At 72.9% G+C, this 20,299-nt stretch carries 23 protein-coding genes; 2 read left to right on the plus strand and 21 right to left on the minus strand.

Features of this window, described 5'->3' with window-relative positions; translation table 11 throughout:
• The first annotated feature begins 181 nt into the window (after positions 1-181).
• Positions 182-892: a hypothetical protein gene (locus ABD437_RS00775; RefSeq protein ID WP_344646741.1), complete on the plus strand. Its 711-nt coding sequence runs from the start codon at positions 182-184 to the stop codon at positions 890-892.
• An 85-nt stretch (positions 893-977) separates the two neighbouring features.
• Here ABD437_RS00775 and hisF read toward each other — a convergent pair whose 3' ends face one another.
• From hisF to hisD, 7 genes are read right to left on the minus strand one after another with little or no spacing between them, the layout of a single operon-like run.
• Positions 978-1,748, minus strand: a complete 771-nt coding sequence (hisF, locus tag ABD437_RS00780; RefSeq protein ID WP_344646742.1) for an imidazole glycerol phosphate synthase subunit HisF — start codon at positions 1,746-1,748, stop codon at positions 978-980.
• The gene (priA, locus tag ABD437_RS00785) at positions 1,745-2,470 is read right to left on the minus strand and encodes a bifunctional 1-(5-phosphoribosyl)-5-((5-phosphoribosylamino)methylideneamino)imidazole-4-carboxamide isomerase/phosphoribosylanthranilate isomerase PriA (protein WP_344646743.1); all 726 of its coding nucleotides are present in this window, start codon (positions 2,468-2,470) and stop codon (positions 1,745-1,747) included. The genes hisF and priA overlap by 4 nt, the downstream gene beginning before the upstream one ends.
• 2 nt (positions 2,471-2,472) lie before the next feature.
• Positions 2,473-2,835 carry a hypothetical protein gene (locus tag ABD437_RS00790; protein ID WP_344646744.1) on the minus strand — a complete coding sequence of 121 codons (363 nt, stop codon included), beginning with the start codon at positions 2,833-2,835 and terminating at the stop codon, positions 2,473-2,475.
• A 19-nt stretch (positions 2,836-2,854) separates the two neighbouring features.
• A complete protein-coding gene (gene hisH, locus ABD437_RS00795) occupies positions 2,855-3,466 on the minus strand; it encodes an imidazole glycerol phosphate synthase subunit HisH (RefSeq protein WP_344646745.1) in 612 nt (203 codons plus the stop codon).
• Positions 3,463-4,074 carry an imidazoleglycerol-phosphate dehydratase HisB gene (hisB, locus tag ABD437_RS00800; protein ID WP_344646746.1) on the minus strand — a complete coding sequence of 204 codons (612 nt, stop codon included), beginning with the start codon at positions 4,072-4,074 and terminating at the stop codon, positions 3,463-3,465. Before hisB ends, hisH begins: the two co-directional genes overlap by 4 nt.
• Positions 4,071-5,201, minus strand: a complete 1,131-nt coding sequence (locus tag ABD437_RS00805) for a histidinol-phosphate transaminase (protein WP_344646747.1) — start codon at positions 5,199-5,201, stop codon at positions 4,071-4,073. The genes hisB and ABD437_RS00805 overlap by 4 nt, the downstream gene beginning before the upstream one ends.
• Positions 5,198-6,526, minus strand: coding sequence for a histidinol dehydrogenase (gene hisD / locus ABD437_RS00810; protein WP_344646748.1), 1,329 nt, complete (start codon positions 6,524-6,526; stop codon positions 5,198-5,200). Before hisD ends, ABD437_RS00805 begins: the two co-directional genes overlap by 4 nt.
• A 145-nt stretch (positions 6,527-6,671) precedes the next feature.
• Between hisD and ABD437_RS00815 the strand changes: the two genes are divergently transcribed.
• A complete protein-coding gene (locus tag ABD437_RS00815; RefSeq protein WP_344646749.1) occupies positions 6,672-7,409 on the plus strand; it encodes an LON peptidase substrate-binding domain-containing protein in 738 nt (245 codons plus the stop codon).
• Positions 7,410-7,413: 4 nt separating this feature from the next.
• On the opposite strand, the gene ABD437_RS00820 is transcribed toward ABD437_RS00815, so the two are convergent.
• From ABD437_RS00820 to ftsZ, 14 genes are all read right to left on the minus strand, one after another.
• Positions 7,414-8,154 (minus strand): DUF2567 domain-containing protein, encoded by a 741-nt coding sequence (locus ABD437_RS00820; RefSeq protein ID WP_344646750.1) that lies wholly within the window; start codon positions 8,152-8,154, stop codon positions 7,414-7,416.
• 16 nt (positions 8,155-8,170) lie between these two features.
• Positions 8,171-9,220 (minus strand): MinD/ParA family ATP-binding protein, encoded by a 1,050-nt coding sequence (locus tag ABD437_RS00825; protein WP_425558060.1) that lies wholly within the window; start codon positions 9,218-9,220, stop codon positions 8,171-8,173.
• 93 nt (positions 9,221-9,313) lie between these two features.
• Positions 9,314-10,276 carry a GNAT family N-acetyltransferase gene (locus ABD437_RS00830; protein WP_344646751.1) on the minus strand — a complete coding sequence of 321 codons (963 nt, stop codon included), beginning with the start codon at positions 10,274-10,276 and terminating at the stop codon, positions 9,314-9,316.
• A 68-nt stretch (positions 10,277-10,344) separates the two neighbouring features.
• The gene (locus ABD437_RS00835) at positions 10,345-11,124 is read right to left on the minus strand and encodes a hypothetical protein (protein ID WP_344646752.1); all 780 of its coding nucleotides are present in this window, start codon (positions 11,122-11,124) and stop codon (positions 10,345-10,347) included.
• Positions 11,121-12,065, minus strand: a complete 945-nt coding sequence (locus tag ABD437_RS00840) for an RluA family pseudouridine synthase (protein WP_344646753.1) — start codon at positions 12,063-12,065, stop codon at positions 11,121-11,123. The genes ABD437_RS00835 and ABD437_RS00840 overlap by 4 nt, the downstream gene beginning before the upstream one ends.
• 3 nt (positions 12,066-12,068) lie before the next feature.
• Positions 12,069-12,575, minus strand: coding sequence for a signal peptidase II (gene lspA, locus ABD437_RS00845; protein WP_344646754.1), 507 nt, complete (start codon positions 12,573-12,575; stop codon positions 12,069-12,071).
• A 77-nt stretch (positions 12,576-12,652) separates the two neighbouring features.
• Positions 12,653-13,189 (minus strand): TraR/DksA family transcriptional regulator, encoded by a 537-nt coding sequence (locus tag ABD437_RS00850; protein ID WP_344646755.1) that lies wholly within the window; start codon positions 13,187-13,189, stop codon positions 12,653-12,655.
• A 217-nt stretch (positions 13,190-13,406) separates the two neighbouring features.
• Entirely contained in the window at positions 13,407-13,703 is a 297-nt protein-coding gene (locus ABD437_RS00855; protein WP_344646756.1) for a DUF167 domain-containing protein, read from the minus strand.
• Positions 13,700-15,148, minus strand: coding sequence for a hypothetical protein (locus tag ABD437_RS00860; RefSeq protein WP_344646757.1), 1,449 nt, complete (start codon positions 15,146-15,148; stop codon positions 13,700-13,702). The genes ABD437_RS00855 and ABD437_RS00860 overlap by 4 nt, the downstream gene beginning before the upstream one ends.
• 1,378 nt (positions 15,149-16,526) lie before the next feature.
• Complete coding sequence (locus ABD437_RS00865) at positions 16,527-17,366, minus strand: DivIVA domain-containing protein (protein ID WP_344646758.1); 840 nt, start codon at positions 17,364-17,366, stop codon at positions 16,527-16,529.
• 43 nt (positions 17,367-17,409) lie between these two features.
• Positions 17,410-17,709: a YggT family protein gene (locus ABD437_RS00870; RefSeq protein ID WP_035857056.1), complete on the minus strand. Its 300-nt coding sequence runs from the start codon at positions 17,707-17,709 to the stop codon at positions 17,410-17,412.
• A 14-nt stretch (positions 17,710-17,723) separates the two neighbouring features.
• Positions 17,724-18,326, minus strand: a complete 603-nt coding sequence (locus tag ABD437_RS00875; protein ID WP_035857057.1) for a cell division protein SepF — start codon at positions 18,324-18,326, stop codon at positions 17,724-17,726.
• Between the two features lie 70 nt (positions 18,327-18,396).
• The gene (locus ABD437_RS00880) at positions 18,397-19,110 is read right to left on the minus strand and encodes a YggS family pyridoxal phosphate-dependent enzyme (RefSeq protein ID WP_344646808.1); all 714 of its coding nucleotides are present in this window, start codon (positions 19,108-19,110) and stop codon (positions 18,397-18,399) included.
• Between the two features lies 1 nt (position 19,111).
• Positions 19,112-20,287: a cell division protein FtsZ gene (ftsZ, locus tag ABD437_RS00885; RefSeq protein WP_344646759.1), complete on the minus strand. Its 1,176-nt coding sequence runs from the start codon at positions 20,285-20,287 to the stop codon at positions 19,112-19,114.
• Positions 20,288-20,299 lie beyond the last annotated feature (12 nt).

Genomic DNA, 20,299 nt, shown 5'->3' on the forward strand with positions numbered 1-20,299 from the left:
CGGGGATCAACCGCCGGCCGGCGCTTCGCGGTCCCGTCATGAGGAGAGGACCTTTCAGATGCAACCCGGTGACCGTTCGCGGACGTCCCTTGCCGGGTCCGACCCGTCGGGCCAGTCGGCCGAGGAGGTCGTCGACAACCTCTGGGCGGCCCTACAACGGAGCAAAGGACAGGAGTCTCGAGTGCCAGACGTCGACACGAGCGACCGGCCGGGTGACAGCACCCGCAGCACGCCGCCGGTGACGCCGGCCCAGCGCGGCCCCGGCTCGCCGGGCAGCACCGCATCACCGTCGTCCGCCCCCGGCAGCGCGTCGAGCGGATCGTCGACGCCGCCGCCCGGCGCCACCAGCACGCCGAGCACGAACCCGACGTTCGGCACCGGATCGCCGAGCAGCGCCGGTGCGTCCGGTACGGGTGTCTCCGCTCCCGGCAGCACCAGCGCGGGTGCGCCCGGCTCGGGTGCCGCTCCCGCCGCGGGGCCGGTCGGCGCGGGTGGCCCCGGGGCCGGAGCGCCGGCCGGTGACGGCACCGCGGGCCTGGTGCCCGCCGGGCGTCCCGCCGGCGGCAGCGGTGCCCGCTCGGGCCTCAACGGCGGACGCGACGCCGGTAGCGCCGCCGCGCGCCCGGACGTCCAGCCGCTGCTGGAGGCCGAGTACGCGGCGACCGTGCGCGAGCGGTGGTTCGGCGTGCAGTCGGCGTTCGTCGACGACCCGGAGAGCGCGGTGCGCGAAGCCAGCGTCGTGCTGGAGGACTCGATCGGCGAGATCGGGCGCGGCCTGGAGCGGCTGCGTCGCTCGGTGACCGACGCCGCCGAGGCCGCCGACGGCACCGAGGACCTCCGCGTCGCCCTGCTGCGCCACCGCGAGGTGATCGGACGCCTGCTGCAACTTTGAGTGCACGGCCCTCTCGGAACACCGCCCTGAGAGGGCTCCACGTCGGAGCAACGGCCCCCGCCTTCGGCGGGGGCCGTCGTCATTGCTAGCGGACCGGCGTGCCGTCGGCGCGGAGGGTGGCTTTGACCTCGCCGATCGTCAACTCGCCGAAGTGGAAGACGCTGGCGGCCAGCACGGCGTCGGCGCCGGCGGCGATCGCGGGTGGGAAGTGCTCGAGCGCCCCGGCCCCACCGGACGCGATCACCGGCACGTCGACGACCTTGCGCACCGCGGTGATCAGCGGCAGGTCGTACCCGTCCTTCGTGCCGTCGCCGTCCATCGAGTTCAGCAGGATCTCGCCGACCCCGAACTCCTGGCCCCGCGCGGCCCACTCGACCGCGTCGATGCCGGTGCCCCGCCGGCCTCCGTGCGTGGTCACCTCGAAACCGCTCGGGGTGGGCGGGCCGTCGACCACGCGCCGGGCGTCCACCGAGAGCACGACGCACTGGGACCCGAACCGCTCCGCGGCCTCACGCAGCAACTCCGGCCGCGCGATCGCCGCGGTGTTGATGCCGACCTTGTCGGCCCCGGCACGCAGCAGCGCGTCGACGTCGTCGGTGGTGCGCACCCCGCCGCCGACCGTCAGCGGGATGAACACCGTCTCGGCGGTGCGACGCACCACGTCGTACGTGGTCTCCCGCCCGGACGAGGACGCGGTGATGTCGAGGAACGTCAGCTCGTCGGCCCCGGCGGCGTCGTAGGCGCGGGCCAGCTCGACCGGGTCACCGGCGTCACGCAGCCGGGTGAAGTTCACGCCCTTGACGACCCGGCCTTTGTCGACGTCCAGGCACGGGATGACCCGGACCGCGACCGTCATTCCGCGACCGCCGCGAGCGCCTCGGGCAGCGTGAACGCCCCGGCGTAGAGCGCCTTGCCGACGATCGCGCCCTCGACGCCGATCGGCACCAGCGTCGCGAGCTCACGCAGGTCGTCGAGCGTGGACACCCCGCCGGACGCGATCACCGGCCGGTCGGTCGCCGCGCACACCGACTTCAGCAGCTCGACGTTCGGGCCGGTCAGCGTGCCGTCACGGCGCACATCGGTGACGACGTACCGCGCGCAGCCCTCGGCGTCGAGCCGGGCCAGCACCTCGAACAGCTCGCCGCCGTCCTTCGTCCAGCCCCGCGCGGACAGCGTCGTGCCCCGGACGTCGAGGCCGACCGCGATCCGGTCGCCGTGCTCGGCGATCGCCTTGGCGCACCACTCCGGGTCTTCCAACGCGGCGGTGCCGATGTTGACCCGCCGGCAGCCGGTGGCCAGCGCGGCACGCAGCGAGGCGTCGTCGCGGATGCCGCCGGAGAGCTCGACCTGCACGTCGACGGCCTTCACGACCTCGGCCAGCTGGGCGGCGTTGGAGCCGCGGCCGAACGCGGCGTCGAGGTCGACGAGGTGGATCCACTCGGCGCCGTCGCGCTGCCAGGTGAGGGCGGCCTCCAGCGGGTCGCCGTACGACGTCTCGCTGCCGGCCTCCCCCTGCACCAACCGGACGGCCTGGCCGTCGGCGACGTCGACCGCGGGGAGCAGCTCGAGCCTGGTCATATCTAGCGCACACTCCGGGAGTAATCAGTACGGGTCAGAGCAAGCAGGACGGGCGTCAGCAGTAACGCGAGGATCGTCGCGCCGATCCGCAGCGACAGTGAGTCGAGCGTGACCCACACGACGAGCAGCAGGACGATCAGGCCGGTCGCGATCGTCGCGACCTGGGCCCGGTCACGCCGCGAACGCAGCTTCCCGGTGCGCCCCCGCCGCCCGGCTCCGGCACGGCCGGGGAGGACGGCGCGGACCGCGCGGTACGGGGCGGTGAGGATCGCCCGCCGCCGGGTGCGGCGCTCGGCCTCGCGCCGCCGCCGCTCGGCCTCCGCCTCGCGGGCGGCCCGCGCCAGCGCCCGCGCCTTGCTGGTCATCGGGGTTCCACCGTGGTCGTCATGGCAGGTCTCGTACCCAGTTCGCGAGAACCGCAGCACCGGCGTCGCCGGACTTCTCCGGGTGGAACTGGGTCGCCGCCACCGCGTCGCGCTCGATCGCGGCCAGGAACGGCTCGTCGTGGGTGGCGGTGGTGAGCACACCCTCGACGCCGGCGGCCGGCGCGGCGTACGAGTGGACGAAGTAGAACCGTTCGTCCTCGACGCCGCGGAACAGCTGCGAACCGGCGCCGACGTCGATCGTGTTCCACCCCATGTGCGGGATGCGCCGCGCGGTGAGCCGGGTGACGCCACCGGCGAAGACGCCCAGCCCGTGGGTGCGCACCCCGTGCTCGACGCCGTAGTCGAACAACACCTGCATGCCGACGCAGATGCCGAGCACCGGCCGGGAATCCGCGACCCGCGCGTGGATGACGTCCTGCGCGCCGAGCTTCTCGATGCCGGCCATGACCGCGGCGAACGCGCCGACGCCCGGCACGACCAGGCCGTCGGCCTCGGCGGCGGCGCCCAGGTCGGGCGTGACCGTCACATCGGCGCCGGCCCGCTCGAGGGCTCGCTCGGCCGAGCGCAGGTTGCCCGACCCGTAGTCCAGTACGACGACCCGCCGGCTCATCCGGACAACCGCCCCTTCGTCGACGGGATGCCCTGCACCCGCGGGTCGTACGCGGTCGCGTCACGCAGCGCCCTGGCCACGGCCTTGAACTGCGACTCCGCGATGTGGTGCGGGTCGCGCCCGGAGCGGACGAGCACGTGCAGCGCGATCGAGGCGTTGTAGGTGAACGCCTCCCAGATGTGGCGGACCAACGTCGCCGGGAAGACGGAACCGGACCCGGTGATCTGGGCGACCTCCATCACCGCGGGTTCCTCGTGCACCAGGTACGGACGCCCGGCCAGGTCGACCGCGACCTGCACCAGCGCCTCGTCGAGCGGCACCAGCGCGTCGCCGAACCGGCGGATGCCCGCCTTGTCGCCCAGCGCCTGGTTGAACGCCTGCCCGAGCGCGATCGCGGTGTCCTCCACCGTGTGGTGCGCGTCGATGTGCAGGTCGCCGACGGTCTGCACGGTCAGGTCGAACCCGCCGTGCTTGCCGAGCTGGTTGAGCATGTGGTCGTAGAAGCCGACGCCGGTGGAGATGTCGCACTTCCCCGACCCGTCGAGGTCGATTTCCACGAGTACCTTCGACTCGCCGGTCGCTCGCTCGATGCGTCCGGTGCGGCTCATTGCTGGCCCTTCTCGGTCAGGGCGGCGTCGAGCGCCGCGAGGAACGCGTCGGTCTCGGCCGGGGTGCCCGCGGTGACCCGCAGGTAGCCGGGCAGGCCGACGTCACGGATGAGCACCCCGGCCTCGAGCACCCGCCGCCAGACCGCTTTCTGGTCGCCGAGGCCGCCGAAGAGCACGAAGTTCGCGTCGCTGGGGACGACGTCGAGGCCGCGGTCGCGCAGCGCGGTGACGATCCGGTCCCGCTGCTCCTTGATCGCCTCCACGGTGGCCAGCAGCACGTCGGCGTGCGCGAGCGCGGCCAGGGCCGTGGCCTGGGTGACCGACGAGAGGTGGTAGGGCAACCGGACCAGCCGGATCGCGTCGACCACGGCCGGATCGGCGGCCAGGTAACCGAGCCGGGCCCCGGCCAGCGCGAACGCCTTGCTCATCGTGCGGGTGACGACCAGCCGGTGGCTCGCGCCGAGCAGCGTCAACGCGCTCGGCGTGCCCTCGCGGGCGAACTCCGCGTAGGCCTCGTCGACGACGACCATGCCGCGGGACGCGCCCAGCACCGCCTCCACGACGTCGAGCCCGAGCGCGGTGCCGGTCGGGTTGTTCGGCGAACAGAGGAACACGACGTCGGGGTCGTGCCTGCGGACGTCGGCGGCGGCGCTCTCGGCGTCGACCGAGAAGTCGGCGTTCCGCCGGCCGTCGACCCACGCGGTGCCGGTGCCCAGCGCCAGGATCGGGTGCATCGAGTACGCGGGCGTGAAGCCCAGCGCGGTGCGCCCGGGGCCGCCGAACACCTGCAGCAGCTCCTGCAGCACCTCGTTGGAACCGTTGGCGGCCCAGAGGTTGTGCACGGTGAGCCCGTGGCCGAGGTAGCGCGCCAGCTCCTCGCGGAGCGCGACGGCCTCCCGGTCGGGGTACCGGTTGAGGCCGGCGGCCTCGGCCCGCACCGCGGCCACGATCGCCTCGACGACGACGTCGGGCACCGGGTAGGAGTTCTCGTTCGTGTTCAGCGCGACCGGGACGTCGAGCTGGGGCGCACCGTACGGTTCGCTGCCCTTGAGTTCGTCGCGGATCGGGAGTTCGGCGAGGGTCACATCGCGCCCCGCCCACCGCCCGTCCGGGCCGGGAGCGGTCATCGGGCGAACCGGGCCCGGACGGCCGCACCGTGCGCCGGGAGGTCCTCGGCGTCGGCGAGCGTGGTCACGTGACCGGCGACCTCGCGCAAGGCCTCCTCGGTGTACTCCACGACGTGGATCCCGCGCAGGAACGTCTGCACGGACAGCCCGGACGAGTGCCGCGCGCAGCCGCCGGTGGGCAGCACGTGGTTGGACCCGGCGCAGTAGTCGCCGAGCGACACCGGCGACCAGGCACCGACGAAGATCGCGCCGGCGTTGCGCACCCGCGCGGCCACCGCGCCGGCGTCGGCGGTCTGGATCTCCAGGTGCTCGGCGGCATAGGCGTCGACCACGCGCAGGCCCTGCTCCAGATCGTCGACCAGGACGATGCCCGACTGCGGACCGGACAGCGCGGCACGCACCCGCTCGACGTGCTTGGTGATCGACACCTGACGCACGACCTCGGCCTCGACCGCGTCGGCCAGCGCGGTGGACGCGGTGACCAGCACCGACGCGGCGGCCGGGTCGTGCTCGGCCTGGCTGATCAGGTCGGCGGCGACGTGCACCGGGTCGGCGGTGTCGTCCGCGAGGACGGCGATCTCGGTGGTGCCGGCCTCCGAGTCGATGCCGATGATTCCGCGCAGCAGCCGCTTGGCCGCGGTGACGTAGACGTTGCCGGGGCCGGTGACGACGTCGACCGGCTCGACCGGGCCCGCACCGTCGCCGGCGTCGTCGAGCCCGTACGCGAACACCGCGATGGCCTGGGCGCCGCCGACCGCGTACACCTCGTCGACCCCGAGCAGCGCGCAGGCCGCCAGGATCGTCGGGTGGGGCAGGCCACCGAACTCCTTCTGCGGCGGCGACGCGACGGCCAGCGACGGGACACCGGCCGCCTGGGCCGGCACCACGTTCATCACGACGCTCGACGGGTAGACCGCCAGCCCGCCGGGGACGTAGAGGCCGACCCGGCCGACCGGCACGAACCGCTCGGTGACCGTGCCGCCGGGCACGACCCGGGTGGTGACGTCGGTACGCCGCTGATCGGCGTGGACCAGGCGGGCGCGCCGGATCGACTCGCGCAGCGCGTCGCGCACGCCGGCGTCGAGGCCGGCCTCGGCCGCCGCGATCGCCTCGGCCGGCACGCGGACGCCGGTGGCCTCCACGCCGTCGAACCGGCGGCTCGCCTCGAGCACGGCGGGCAGGCCCTCGCGATGAATCGCCGACACGACCGGACGGACCTGTTCGACGGCGGAGTCGACGTCGAAGGCGGCGCGGGGCAATACTCCCCGCAGGTCGGCGGTGCTGCGCTCGGCAGCCGTACCGCGGAGGTCGATTCGGGTCAGCACGGGTACGAGTCTACGGAGCGCCCCGACAGGTTTTGCCCCGTGGTGACGCGCCCAACGGTCGCCCCTACCCGAAAGAGAATGTGGTAACCGACGCAGCGTACGGTTTCAGCGCGCACGCTCGCGGCTCCGCTCCTACGCTGGAGACGTGGCCGAGATCATCCCGCTGTTTCCGCTCGGCACCGTCCTGTTCCCGGGAGTGGTGCTCCCGCTGCACATCTTCGAGCCGCGGTACCGGGCCCTGATCCGCGACCTGATGGCCGCCGACACCGGTTCCCGCCAGTTCGGTGTGTGTGCGATCCGGCAGGGCTGGGAGGTCGGCGAGGACGCCGTGACCGCTCTCTACGAGGTGGGCTGCACCGCCGAACTCCGGCAGGTCCACCCCTACCGTGACGGGCGCTTCGACGTGGTCAACGTCGGCCGGGACCGGTTCCAGCTGCTGGAGGTGCTGCCGTCCGGCGGCGACGTGCCCTACCTGCGCGCGCGGGTCGAGCGGCTGCCGGAAGAGACGGCCGACGCACCCGCGGACGAGGAGGCCGAGGTGCTGGCGGCCGGTGTGCGCGAGGTGTTCGCGCGCTGCCGCACGCTCCTGCACGCGACGCTGCGCGCCGGCGAGGCCGGGGACCGCTCCGCGCGCGACGACGACGGCCGCCCCGTGCTGCCGGCCCTGCCGCTGCCCACCGACCCCTCGATGTTGTCCTACCTGGTCGGGTCGGCCGCACCGCTGACGCTCGACGACCAGCAGAGCCTGCTGGCGATCGACGAACCGGTCAGCCGGCTGCGCCGGGAGCTGCGGCTGTTGAAGCGCGAGGCCACCATGCTCTCGCGGCTGCGCGCGGTGCCGGTGCCGCTCGCCGAGCTCCAGGTGGTGCAGTCGCCCAACTGAGCCCTCACTGGTCCGGGGGGCGGGAACCCCAGTGGCGTCCGTGCTCGCGGTTGAGGGTGGGGTCGGCTTTCAGGTCGGGGTAGCGCGACCAGGCCGCGACCAGCACGTACCCGAGCACCGCGACGAGCGGCTCGAGGAACAGCAGCCCCCGGGCGTCCAGCTCCACCGGCATCTCGAACTCGCGGCCCGGAGCCGCGATCTGCAGCAGTGACTCGTACTCCGACTGCCCGACCCAGACGCCGAACTTCCAGCTGATCCACGCGGCCGCCAGGCATCCGGCGGCCAGGCCGATCAGCACGATCGGGCCGCGGCGCCGGCGGATCACGTAGGCGATCGGGCCGGCGAGCAGGCCGACCACGAGCGCGAGCCCCCCGAAGGTCGCCTGCTGACCGGCCGAGGACTCCCCGTAGTACTCGGCGAGGATCGGCCCGTTCGCCGTCATCAGCACCGGGACGTGCGGCCCGATCCAGGACCAGAGCGCGCCGGTGCCGAGCCCGGTCGCGGCGAGCACCAGGGCCAGGATCACGGCCGCCACCAGGTCGCCCCACGCCACCGAGGCACGCAGACCGGCCCAGAGCGCGGCGGGCGAGAGGGCCACCGGGTCATCGGGCTCGTCCTCGGCGCCGTGACGACGACGGGTGACCGGTACGAGCTCGGCGCCGAAGCCGGGATGCGGGCCCGGACCGGGCTCGGGCGCGGGCGGCGGGGTCACGCCGTCCGACGGCCTCGGCGATTCCTGGCGCACACGTCAACCATAGTGCTCATCGTCCCCATCCTTGGACGAGGGCCGCTGACGCATCGAGCCAGGCCCGGCGGGTGACGTCGGCGATCTGCGAGAACGCGATCGTCGACCCGGATTCCAGCGCCGGGTCGTAGGGGATGACGGCGACCGCGCGCGTCCGCTGCGCGAAGTGCTCGACCAGCTCCTCCAGCAGCGGCGAGCGGATCGGGCTGGGGCAGCTCAGCACCGTCACCGCGTCGGCGACCAGGTCGGCGTGGCCGTCCTCCTCGAGCAGGTCGAGCATCCAGTCGGCGGTGAACGCCGCGTCCTCGCGCGGCAGCGTCGTGACCACCATCCGGTCGCTCCGCTGGATCACCGTCTTCCAGTTCGCGCTCTCGACGTTGTTGCCGGTGTCGACGCACACGATGTCGTACGCGCTGGTCAGCAACGTCATCAGGCGCTGCACGACGTCGGGGTTGAGGTGCCTGGCCACCCGCGGGTCCTCGTCGCCGGCCAGCACGTCGAACGACCCGTCGGACGAGTGGCGCAGGTAGTTCTCCAACACCTCCCGGATCGGTTGCCCCTGCCCGATCGCGGTCTCGACGCCGGGCAGGTCACCGATCAGGTGCTTGATCGTGCGGGCGTGCCGAGCAGTGCCCGCGCGCAACCCGAGCGTGCCGCGCAGCTCGTTGTCGTCCCAGGCCAGCACCCCGCCGCCGCGCACGCTGCCGAGCGTCGCCGCGGCCAGCACGGTGGCGGTGGTCTTGTGGACGCCGCCCTTGGGGTTGACGAACGCCACCGCTTTCGGTGCGCCGACGTCGGCCCGGATCATCTCCAGCGCCTGCGTGACCGGCACCGTGCCCACGAGCGCGGGCGGCAACGGCGGCGCGACCGGCTGGACCGGGATCGGGGGTGGCTCACCGACCCGCTGCGCCGGTGGCACCAGCGTCGGTGCGGGGGGTGGCGGAACCAGCGGGGGCGCGAGCGGCGGCGCGATGCCCGCCGGGCGCGGCCGGCTGCGTGGCCGGCCGAGTAACGCGCGCCAGCGCCTGACCGCCTCGCCCCGGTCGGCGGGCTCAGTGGGCCCCACCGGCACCTCCCCGTTCGGACGCATCTGCGATCAGCTCACCGCAAGACTACGTATCTTCTGCCCCGTTGTGCTCGTCCGTCGCGATCTCATCGCTCATCCGGCGAGATCCGCGGTGTAGGGGAACGTCTTCACGAACGGGTATTCGACGGTGTTCGACAAGTCGTGCAGTTCCCGGCTACCGGGGAGCCGGGTGTACCCGAGCCGGGCGTAGAACCGGTGGGCGTCGGCGAAGCGGGTGTCGGTCCACAACTCCAGCTGACGCACCCCGCGGGCGAGGGCCTCGTCCTCCACCAGCGAGGTGAGCACCTCGCCGAGCCCGTGCCTGCGCGCGGCCGCCCCGACGTAGAGGCTCTTGAGCTCGGCGGTGTCGTCGGGGCCGGGCCGCAGGGCGATCGAGCCGACGATCGCGCCACGCAGCTCCGCCACCCACATGCGCCCGCCGTTGGCGGCGTAGTAGCTGCCCGGTGCCCGCAGCCAGGGTTCCTCGCCGTCGATGTCGAGGACGCAGCCGGGGTACTCGCCCCAGGTGGTGCCGATCAGCTCGATCAGCCCGGCCGAGTCGGCATCGGTGACCGGACGGACGAGCGGCAGCTCCTTGCGCATCTCGACGTGCCGGATACCGGCCTCGTCGAACTCCGGCCCGGCCGCCGTGTAGCCGGCCTTCTCGTAGAAATCGGCCGCGTGCCGCTGGGCGTGGAGCACGATCCCGGGGTGGCCGCGGCGCATCGCGGCCCGCTCGAGCCCGCGGAGCACGGCCGTGCCCACACCGCCGCGCCGGGCGTCGGCGCGGACGGCCATCCGGCCGACCCGGCCGGGCTCGGGTGGTTCGCCGACCAGCCGGCCGGTGCCGACCAGCCGCGGCTGCGCCCCGGCCGGTGCCTCCGGATCGACCTCGTAGGCGCCGACGTGCACCGCGGTGTCGTCGAGCTCGTCGCGCTCGATGGCGGCGGGCACCCCCTGCCCGACGACAAAAACTTCGTGACGCAGCGCGAACACCGCGGGCAGGTCCGCACGGGCCACCACCGTCACCCAGAGTGATCCGAGAGGGGTCTTCATGTGCATGCTCGACAGGCCTTTCCAGAGTGAACGAGGGTGGCGCGGAACGACGTTCGGGGCGGTGCGGCTCAGCCGGCGGCCGTCGGGGACGGCGTCGTGCTCGGGCCGGCTGAATTATCGGACGGCGGACCGACAGTTCCGGATTGCTCGGGCAGCAACGGCACGAACGTCGCCCGATCCAGCCGGGAGACCTCCGGCGCCGGGTCGACCACCCGGATTCCCGGCCGCTGCGCCAGCGCACGCAGCCGGTCGGGCGCCGCCCGCACCACGGCCGCGTACACGCACGCGCACAGCTGCCGGTAGGCGACGGCCTCCCGGCGCTGCACGTCGGCCGCCGCCGTGTAGACCGCCGTCAGGTCGGCCGACGGGGCGGACTTCGCGGCGGTGGCGGCGTCCGCGGCGGCCCGCTCCTTGTCCGACGCGATCCGGTTCATCCCGGCCGGGACGTCCACCGCCAGCCGGTCGACGACGAGCGTCACCAGCTGGGTCTGCACACCCGGCAGCGGCACCCGGGCCACCACCCGGCTCACCGCGTAGCCGTCGAGCAGCGCGGGCAGGGCGCCCGGCCGCTGGTAGGCCGAGAGGGCGACCAACGCCCAGACCGGCTGCCCGGCGGGCAGTGCGGCCAGCTCGGCCGACACCGCCGTCCGGTACGCGTCGACCGCCTGACCGTCCGCCGGCCCGACCCGCGGCACGTTCCCGACCGTGTCGTCGACCGGCGCCGTGCGGGTTCCCGCCCGGTAGGCGACGACGACGAGCGCCACCACCAGCACCAGCGTGATCAGCGCGGTCCAGGACCGGGACAGCCGACGGGCACCGCGGCCGAGCCGGAGCAGGACGGCTCTCACGACTCCGCGCGGACCGTGTCCAGCGCCGCCTGCAGGTCGGCCGGGTACTCGCTGGTGAACTCGACCCACTCGCCGGTGTCGGGGTGGTCGAAGCCCAGCCGCATCGCGTGCAGCCACTGGCGCGTCAGCCCCAGCCGGGCGGCCAGCGTGGGGTCGGCGCCGTACGTCAGGTCACCGACGCAGGGGTGACGCAGCGCCGAGAAGTGCACCCGGATCTGGTGGGTGCGACCGGTCTCCAGCGTCACCTCCAGTAGCGACGCCGCCCGGAACGCCTCCAACGAGTCGTAGTGGGTGACGCTCGGCTTGCCCCCGGCCACCACCGCGAACCGCCAGTCCGACGAGGGGTGCCGGTCGATCGGCGCGTCGATCGTGCCGCGCGACGGATCGGGGTGGCCCTGCACCAGCGCGTGGTAGACCTTGCTGACCTCGCGCTCCTTGAACGCCCGCTTGAGCAGCGTGTACGCGCGCTCGCTGGTGGCCAGCACCATCAGCCCGGTGGTGCCGGCGTCGAGCCGGTGCACGACGCCCTGCCGCTCGGCCGCGCCGGACGTCGCGATGCGGTACCCCATGGCCGCGACACCACCGACCACGGTGGGCCCGGTCCAGCCCGGGCTCGGGTGCGCGGCGACCCCGACCGGCTTGTCGACGACGACGATGTGGTCGTCGGAGTAGACGACACGCAGACCGGGCACGGGCTCCGGGTTCGCGGTGGGCGGAGCGGGCGGCGCCGGCAGCGTGACGTCGAGCCAGGCGCCTCCCGAAACCCGGTCGGACTTCGCGGCCGGAGAGCCGTCGAGGTACACGTCGCCGGACTCGATCACCCCGGCCGCCGCGGTGCGCGACAAGCCGAACAGGCGGGCCAGCGCGGCGTCCAGGCGCATTCCCTCCAGTCCGTCGGGGACCGGAAGGGAACGGTGCTCGCCGCGGACGACTTCAGTCATCCCTCAATTGTGCCCCGGCCGGTCTCCGGCCTCCGACGCCCGCCCGGTCTTCGCCGCCCGTGACCCGTCGATCCGGCGTCCGGTCAGCTCCATCCCGACCAGGATCGCGACGCCGACGCACAGGCAGGCGTCGGCGACGTTGAACACCGGCCACGGCGGGTCGAACGGGTCGACGAGCGCGAGGAAGTCGACGACCCCACCGCCGTCGCGGAACAGCCGGTCGACGACGTTCCCGCAGGCCCCGCCGAGGACCAGTCCGAGCGCGACCGCCCACCCGGTGGAGGCCAGCCGCCGCGCGCTACGGAGGATGACCACGATGACCGCGATCGCGATCGCGGTCAGGACGTAGGTGTAGCTCGACCCGAGCGAGAACGCCGCACCCGTGTTGCGGGTGTGCACCAGATAGAGGACGTCGGGCAGCACCTGGACCGGTGGGTGACCGGTGTCCTCGAGTTCGGCGACGACGACCAGCTTGCTGCCCAGGTCGAGCGCCAGGGCCACCAGCGCCACCACCGCGAACGTCCACCGGCCACGGATGGTCGGCGACGCTCCGCGTGCGGGCGCGACCGGCTCGACGGCTTCCCGGCTCAGCGGCGTTCCTCGATCTGCTTGCAGCTCACGCAGAGCGTCACGCTGGGGAACGCCTCGAGCCGGGCCGTGGGGATGGGGTTGCCGCACCGCTCGCACGAGCCGTACTTGCCCTCCGCCAGCCGCGCCAGCGCGTGCTCCACCTGCTGGACGCGTTCACGCAGCCCGTGGACGAGCGACAGCTCCTGCTCGCGCTCGAACGTCTTGGTGCCCGTGTCGGCCTGGTCGTCGCCGGCCCCGTCGGCCACCCGGCTGCGCTGCAGGTCGGTCAGCGCGACGACCGCCTCGTCGTGCTCGGTGGTGAGCTCGTGCAGCCGCGCCTCGAGGACGCCGCGCAACTCGTCGTGCCTGCTGTCGGCGACCGGAGCCGCCGCCTTCCGGCCCGACGCCGCGGCCTCGGACTTGGCCCGGGTACGCGGAGCCGGTGTCTCCGCCGCCGTGCCGCCCGCCGTCGCGGTACGCGTCGTCCGGCGGGTGCCGGTCTTCGCCGCCGCCCGCCGTGGGGTCTCTTTCGTGGCCTTCGCCTGCTCGGCCATACGCGGCCACCTCCGCCCAGGTTCGCCGTGCCTAGCCCGGCGGTTGGTCAGAGCGCTCAGGATACGTAGCCGATGCCCGCCCGACAATGCGACGCGCACCAATGCTGACGCCGTACACGCTCGTGTCGGCGAACAGCCTCCGTCAGTCGGCGCCTGTTCGCACTGTGAGTCTTCTCTCACATACCGTGACGAACGGGATTCTCAAACCTGGCGGGCGTCATTCGCCGCGCAGAACGGCCAGCCGGGACGCCGCATCCGCGGGTGCCGGGGACAGCGCGATCAGCTTGTCGCGGCTGGTGCGGCCGGCCAGGAGCGTCGCACTGGAGGGGCGGACCCCGAAGGCCTCGGCGACGGCCTCGAGGACCGCTCGGGTGGCCCGGCCCTCGACCGCCCGCGCGGTGACCGCGACGACGAGCGCCGAGCCGTGCGAGCCGCCCACCCGAGGACGGGAAGCGCCGGGTTTCACCCGGACGGCGACGACGAAGCGATCGCTGTCGACTTCACGCTGAGTCACCGACGGAGGGTCACCAGGAGTCGGGTCGCGGCCGCGCACCGGCTACACGGAGTGAACCCGAGATCAATCGCGGTGCCGGCGGTGAGCTCGACCGTCTGGCGGTCGTCGAGCTGGGGACAGGGCGCGAGGTGGTAGCGGGGTCGCCCGTCGACCACGAGGACGGGTTCTTCCGCGCCGGCGAGCTTCTTTTTCTCGGAGGAGAGGAGGAGCTCGGCGGCGGGTTCGGGGTCGGTGTCGTCCCCGGTAGGACGGGGAAGGCCGCCCGCGGAGGCGTTCGACCCGGCCGAGGATGCGCCCTGGGCGGTGGTGGGTGATGCGCTCGGCGTGGCCGGGGAGGCCCCTGGGGCGGACGGTGTCGCGCTCGAAGTGGCGTTCCACCCGCTCGGGCCCGTGGGTGATGCACTCGGCGCGGCCGGGGATGCGCCTGGGTCGGACGGTGTTCCACTCGGGGCGGTGTTCCACGCCGTGGGTGAGGTGCTCGGGGGTTCCGGCTCGCGCCGGGGCGGGTTCTGGGTGGTCGCGGACTGGCCGCCGCCCCCGAACCAGCGAGACTCGGCCGCGGCGCGTGCCGTGCCCGCGGGTTCGGCCGGCGCTTCGGTGCGAGTCGGTGCCTCGGTACGGGCCGTCGGGATCGTGAACGGCTCGGTGATCGGCTCGGTATCCCCCGCCGAATCCGGCCCCCACTCCGCCCGACGCTCAGCCTCAGCTCGCCGCTCGGCTTCGGCCCGCCGCTCGGCCTCGGCCTGGCGCACACCTTCGACCCGCCGCTCGGACTCGGCCCGACGCTCAGCCTCCACTCGCCGCTCGGCCTCGGCCTGCCGCACACCTTCGACCCGCCGCTCGGACTCGGCTCGCCGCTCGTTCTCAGCCCAGCGCTCGTTCTCAGCCTGCCGCTCGGACTCCGCCCGGCGGTCGGGCTCGAAGCGCCGCTGGGGCTCAGGCTCGGACTCAGCCCGGCGGTCGGGCTCGAAGCGCCGCTCGGACTCAGCCCGGCGGTCGGATTCGGCCCACCGGTCGGACTGGGCCGGATGCTCGGAACCGACACGGCGATCGGAATCCGGGCGACGGCCCGCCTCGGCACCGCGACTCGAATCGCCGGCACGGCCGGGAGCCCCGCCGCGGCCGGGCGGCCCGCCACGGCTCGGCTCGGTGCCCTGGGTGGGAACGGTGCGGCGGTCGGAGGGAGGGTTCTGGGACGGGGAGTCCGGTTCCACGCGGGTGGAGGACACCAGCAGTACGGGCTGGGCGTCCAGAACAACCGAATCCGTGGGTTCGCCCTCGCCTGCCTGCTCGAAGTCGGGTGGGAGGCTCGACGCCGGGGTGTCGATCACCTCGGCTACGACGTCGGCGTCGGTGACCACGACCGTCTCGGCGGTCTCGGAGGTCGCTCGTTCGGCGGCGGTGGCCCTGGCCTCGTTGATCACGTCGGCCGGTACCGCGTACATGTCGCGGTCACGCTCGGGCCGGATGGATCCGCGCTGCTGCCCCGGATACTGCTGCCCCTGGCTCGACGCCTGCCCCGCCCGCCCCGATCGCCCCGCCCCCGCCGAATGCGGGCCCGAAGGCGGCCCAGCCGAATGCGGCCCAGCCGAATGCGGCCCGCCCGAATGCGGCCCGCCCGAATGCGGCCCGCCCGAATGCGGCCCAGGCGAATGCGGCCCAGGCGAATGCGGCCCAGGCGAATGCGGCGCAGCCGAATCCCGCCCAGGCACATCCCGCCCGGACGAACGCGGACCCGGCGACGGCCGGGTGGACGGGCCGTAGCCGCTGGGACCGGACGCATACCCGGGCGCGGTCCGGTCGCGGACGTCACCATCGCGGGGATGCGGAGGACGGTGCCCGCCGGTCGGCTGGTGCACCGAGGACGGCGAAACGGGCCGACCCGGGGTCGGTTGCTGCGACCGGTTGGGCCGTCCGGCCTCCGCCCAGGGGTCGGACGGCCGCGAAGTGTGCCCGGGCCCACCCGCCGATGCGTGCGCAGGCCCGCCCGATGTCGATCGCGCTGGACCCGTAGGCCGCGCCGGGCTGGTCGGATGCGCCGAACTCGACTGCGGAGAACCCGCATGCGCCGACCCCACCGGCCCAGAACCCGCCGGCCCGGAACTCACCGGCCCAGAACCCGGCGGCCCGGAACTCGGGTGCGAATAGCCCGCCCCCGCCGCTGCCGGCTGCTGATCGGGGCGGCGGTACTGGTCGTGGCGGTAGTCGGGCCGGTACTCCTCGTGCGACCGCTGCGGCCCCGGCCGCCCCGGCTGCTCGGCCCGCGCCGCGTACTCCGGCCGCGCCGCGTACTCCGGCCGCCCCGCGTACTCACCCCGCCCGGAAAACTCCGACCGCCCCGCCGAAGACGCCCCACCGGACGAGAACGGCCCACCCGAGGAAGGCTGCCCACCCGAAGACGGCCCACCCGAAGACGGCCCACCAGACGTCGGCCCGCCCGAAGACGGCGACCCCGCTGAAGAGGACGGGCGCTCCCCGGACGGGCCCCGGTACTGCTGGTCGTCAGAACGCCGACGGTCCGGAGCCGACCGCTGATCGGCCGGCTCCTCCACGGCGATGAGCCGCTCCGCTTTGACCCGTAACAGCGCCGGAGCCGCGTTCGCCTCTGGCTCTCCGGGCGCAGCGGCTGCCGCCACACGGGCGCGTTGCCGGCGGATGCCGAACGCCAGGAACACGCCCGCGAGCAGACAGGTTGCGATGGAGGCCAGAACGAAGCCATCACTCGTCTGCACGACCCCCGCGCCCAATAGCACGGCTGACGCGCAGACGAAAAGGAGGCTGACGACGATCACGGCTCAGCGACACTCCGGGCGCATGGCCAGGTCAGCGACCGTGGGTGTCGGCGATGTCCCCGGAGCGAGGCAGGCCACTGTGCGGGCCGCCGAACGCACCGGAAAGGCTGGACGTGCCGACGCCCTCGCGGCTGATCTCGGCCTCGGTGGCCTGGCCGCGCGCCTCGAGGTCACGCAGCTGGCTCTCCAGGTAGGCCTTGAGACGGGTGCGGTACTCGCGCTCGAACGCCTTGAGCTGCTCGATGTGCTTCTGCAGCGCGGTGCGCTTGGCCTCGAGGCCGCCCATGGCCTCCTGGTGACGCTGGCGCGCGTCGCGCTCCAGGGCCTCGGCCTTCGCCCGGGCGTCCCGGGTGAGCTCCTCGGCGTTGGCGCGTGCCTCGGAGAGCAGCTTGTCGGCCTCGCGACGCGCGTCGGCGACGTGGTCGTCCGCGGTGCGCTGCGCGAGCATCAGCACCCGGAGCGCCTTCTCGCCCTGGTCGTCGCCGCCGCCACCCGGCACCGCGGGCAGGGCACCGCTGGTGACCTGGCTCTGCGCGCTCTGCGCCTGCTGCTGGGCGGCCGCAGCGGCCTGCTTGGCCTGCTGGGCCTCCTGACGGAGACGCTCGACCTGGTTCTTGAGCTCGCCGTTCTCGGCGTGCAGCCGCCGGACGTCGGGGTCGCCCCCGGCCGGTGCCACGGGTGCGGCCGCCGGACCACCGGTACGGCCCCGCTCCACCTGAGCCTTGAGGTCGTTGTTCTCCTCGATCAGCCGGGCGAGCTCCCGCTCCACCTCGTCGAGGAAGGCGTCGACGTCGTCCTCGTCGTAACCGCGCTTGCCGATCGGCGGTTTCTTGAAGACGACGTTATGAACGTCGGCGGGGGTCAGCGGCATCGAAACTCCTCCGGACACATCTGGGTGGCTGGACGGCGTGCGGTCAGTATGCCGTCTCGGACAGCCGTCGGACCACGCTCATGAGGATGGTGACGATCATGAGCAGCAACAGGAAACCGAGGTCGAGGCTAACGCTTCCGATCCTCAGCGGGGGGATCACCCGACGCAGCGCCTTGAGTGGCGGATCGGTAGTGCTGTAAACGACCTCGAGCGCCGCGGACGCCGCGCGGCCCGGCCGCCAGCGTCGTGCGAAGACAAGCACGTACTCCGCTACAAGTCGCCCCAGAAGTACCAAAAGGAACAAATAGAGCAGCAGATAGGCAAGCTGCCACACGAGCAACACGGAGTACGTCGTCCTTAGCTCTGGTTGAAGAAGCCGCCCTCGGCGATCCGAGCCTTTTCCTCCGCGGTGACGGTGACGTTGGCCGGCGAGAGCAGGAAGACCCTGTTGGTCACACGCTCGATGCTACCGCGCAGGCCGAAAGTCAGTCCGGCCGCGAAGTCAACCAGTCGCTTGGCATCCGCCTCGTCCATTTCGGTGAGGTTCAAGATCACCGGAATGTGATTGCGGAACTGCTCTCCGATCATCCGCGCTTCGTTGTAGTTCGTCGGATGAAGCGTGGTGATCCGATACGACGTCTCTTCGGGCTCGCTCACGTCACTCACCACCGCCCTCTCGCGAAGTGACAGCTGCGGCGCGAGTGCGAGGTTGTCGTGGGTCGGCGGCGCCGGCGTAACCGGAACGCGGCTGACCGGCCGGGCCGGAGTGCGCTCCAGGCGCGTGGGCCGGGGCGCAGGCTCCTCGAACTCGTCCTCATAGGTATCGAGATCGTCATCCGCGTAGCGTCGATCGTCGAAGCGCCGCGACTCATACCGACCGTCCTCGTACGGACCGTCCTCGTAGCGCGGGTCGTCCTCGACGAGGCCGAGCCAGACGCCGGCCTTCCGCCATGCACCCATGGAGCGCCCCCTCCTCCTCGTCGGCGATAGATGCGACCGAACTAAATGACACCCGTGTGATTCCGCTTTTTCAAGGCCTCACACTACCGTGTCCGGACACTCGTTTCCCGAGCAAAGCCGATCCGACACGCACATGAGTCGCTCCGTGTCGCACAGCCGACTCCAGATCCCCGCTCATCCCGGCCGAGATCCACGTCGCGTCGGCGTGTTCACCACGCAGAGCGCGGCTCACGTCGGCGAGTCGGGCGAACGCGTGATCCGGATCTCCACCTAACGGCGCGACCGCCATCAGCCCGACGAGACGCAGCGTGTCCGACGCGGCGACCTCCGCGGCGAGCGCGAGCACACCGGCGGGAGCCACGCCGCCACGCCCGGCGGCCGAATCCAGGTCGACCTGCACCAACACGTCCAGCGGAGCGTCCCGGTGCTGGGCCGCCGCCTTCGCCAGCGCGGTCACCAGCTCGGGCCGGTCCACGCTGTGCACGACGTCGGCGTAGCGCACGACCGAGCGGGCCTTGTTGCGCTGGAGCTGGCCCACGAAGTGCCACCGCACGTCCAGCGACTCGAGCGAAGAAGCCTTCGCCCGAGCCTCCTGGTCCTTGTTCTCGGCCACGTCGTGGACACCGAGCGCGGCCAGCTCCGCGACGTCCGAAGCCGGCCACGTCTTGGTGACCGCGATCAACGTCACATCCGCCGGATCGCGCCCCGCGTCCCCACAGGCGGCACCGATGCGATTCCGGACGTCGGCTAGGCTCGCCGCCAGCTCCGCACGACGATCGGAGATCTCAGGCCCCGTTCTTGAGGAAGTCGGGGACGTCGACGTCGTCGAAGATGACGCGCTTGGGCTGCGGAGCGGGCTCCGGGGCCGGGGGCTGCGGAGCAGGAGCCGGAGCCGGCGCCGCCGAGACGGGCTTGTTGGCCGGCTGCCGCGGCGCGTAGCCCGACTGGTCGGTGTAGCGCTGCTGGTGCTGCTCGGCGTAGCTGACCCGGGTGGTCGCCGCCCGGTACGCCGGTGCCCCGCTGTCGAAGCCGGCCGCGATGACCGTCACGCGCACCTCGTCGCCGAGCGCGTCGTCGATGACCGTTCCGAAGATGATGTTCGCGTCCTGGTGGGCGGCGTCCGCGACCAGCGAGGCGGCCTCGTTGATCTCGAACAGGCCCAGGTCGGACCCACCGGCGATGGAGAGCAGCACGCCGTGCGCACCCTCCATGCTGGCCTCGAGCAGCGGGCTGGAGATCGCCGCCTCGGCCGCCTCGACCGCGCGGTTCTCGCCGCGGGCCGAACCGATACCCATGAGGGCGGAACCGGCCCCGCTCATGACCGACTTCACGTCGGCGAAGTCGAGGTTGATCAGGCCCGGCGTGGTGATCAGGTCGGTGATGCCCTGGACACCCTGCAGCAGCACCTGGTCGGCCATCTTGAACGCGTCCATCATGCTGATGTCGCGGTCGCCCAGCGAGAGCAGACGGTCGTTCGGGATGACGATCAGCGTGTCGCACTCGTTGCGCAGGTCGTCTATGCCCGTCTCGGCCTGCACCGCGCGACGACGGCCCTCGAACGCGAACGGCCGGGTGACCACACCGATGGTCAGCGCGCCGAGCTTGCGGGCGATGCTGGCTACGACCGGTGCGCCACCGGTGCCCGTGCCACCGCCCTCGCCGGCGGTGACGAACACCATGTCGGCGCCCTTGAGGACCTCTTCGATCTCGTCCTTGTGGTCCTCGGCGGCCTTGCGGCCGACGTCCGGGTTCGCGCCCGCGCCGAGACCCCGCGTGAGTTCACGGCCGACGTCGAGCTTGACGTCGGCGTCGCTCATCAGCAGTGCCTGGGCGTCGGTGTTGATCGCGATGAATTCGACCCCTTTGAGGCCCACCTCGATCATTCGGTTGACGGCGTTGACACCGCCGCCGCCGATGCCGACGACCTTGATGACCGCCAGGTAGTTGTGCGGAGGTGTCATCGGTGTGCCTTC

Origin of the sequence: Cryptosporangium japonicum, assembly GCF_039524755.1 — a bacterium.
GTDB lineage: Bacteria > Actinomycetota > Actinomycetes > Mycobacteriales > Cryptosporangiaceae > Cryptosporangium > Cryptosporangium japonicum.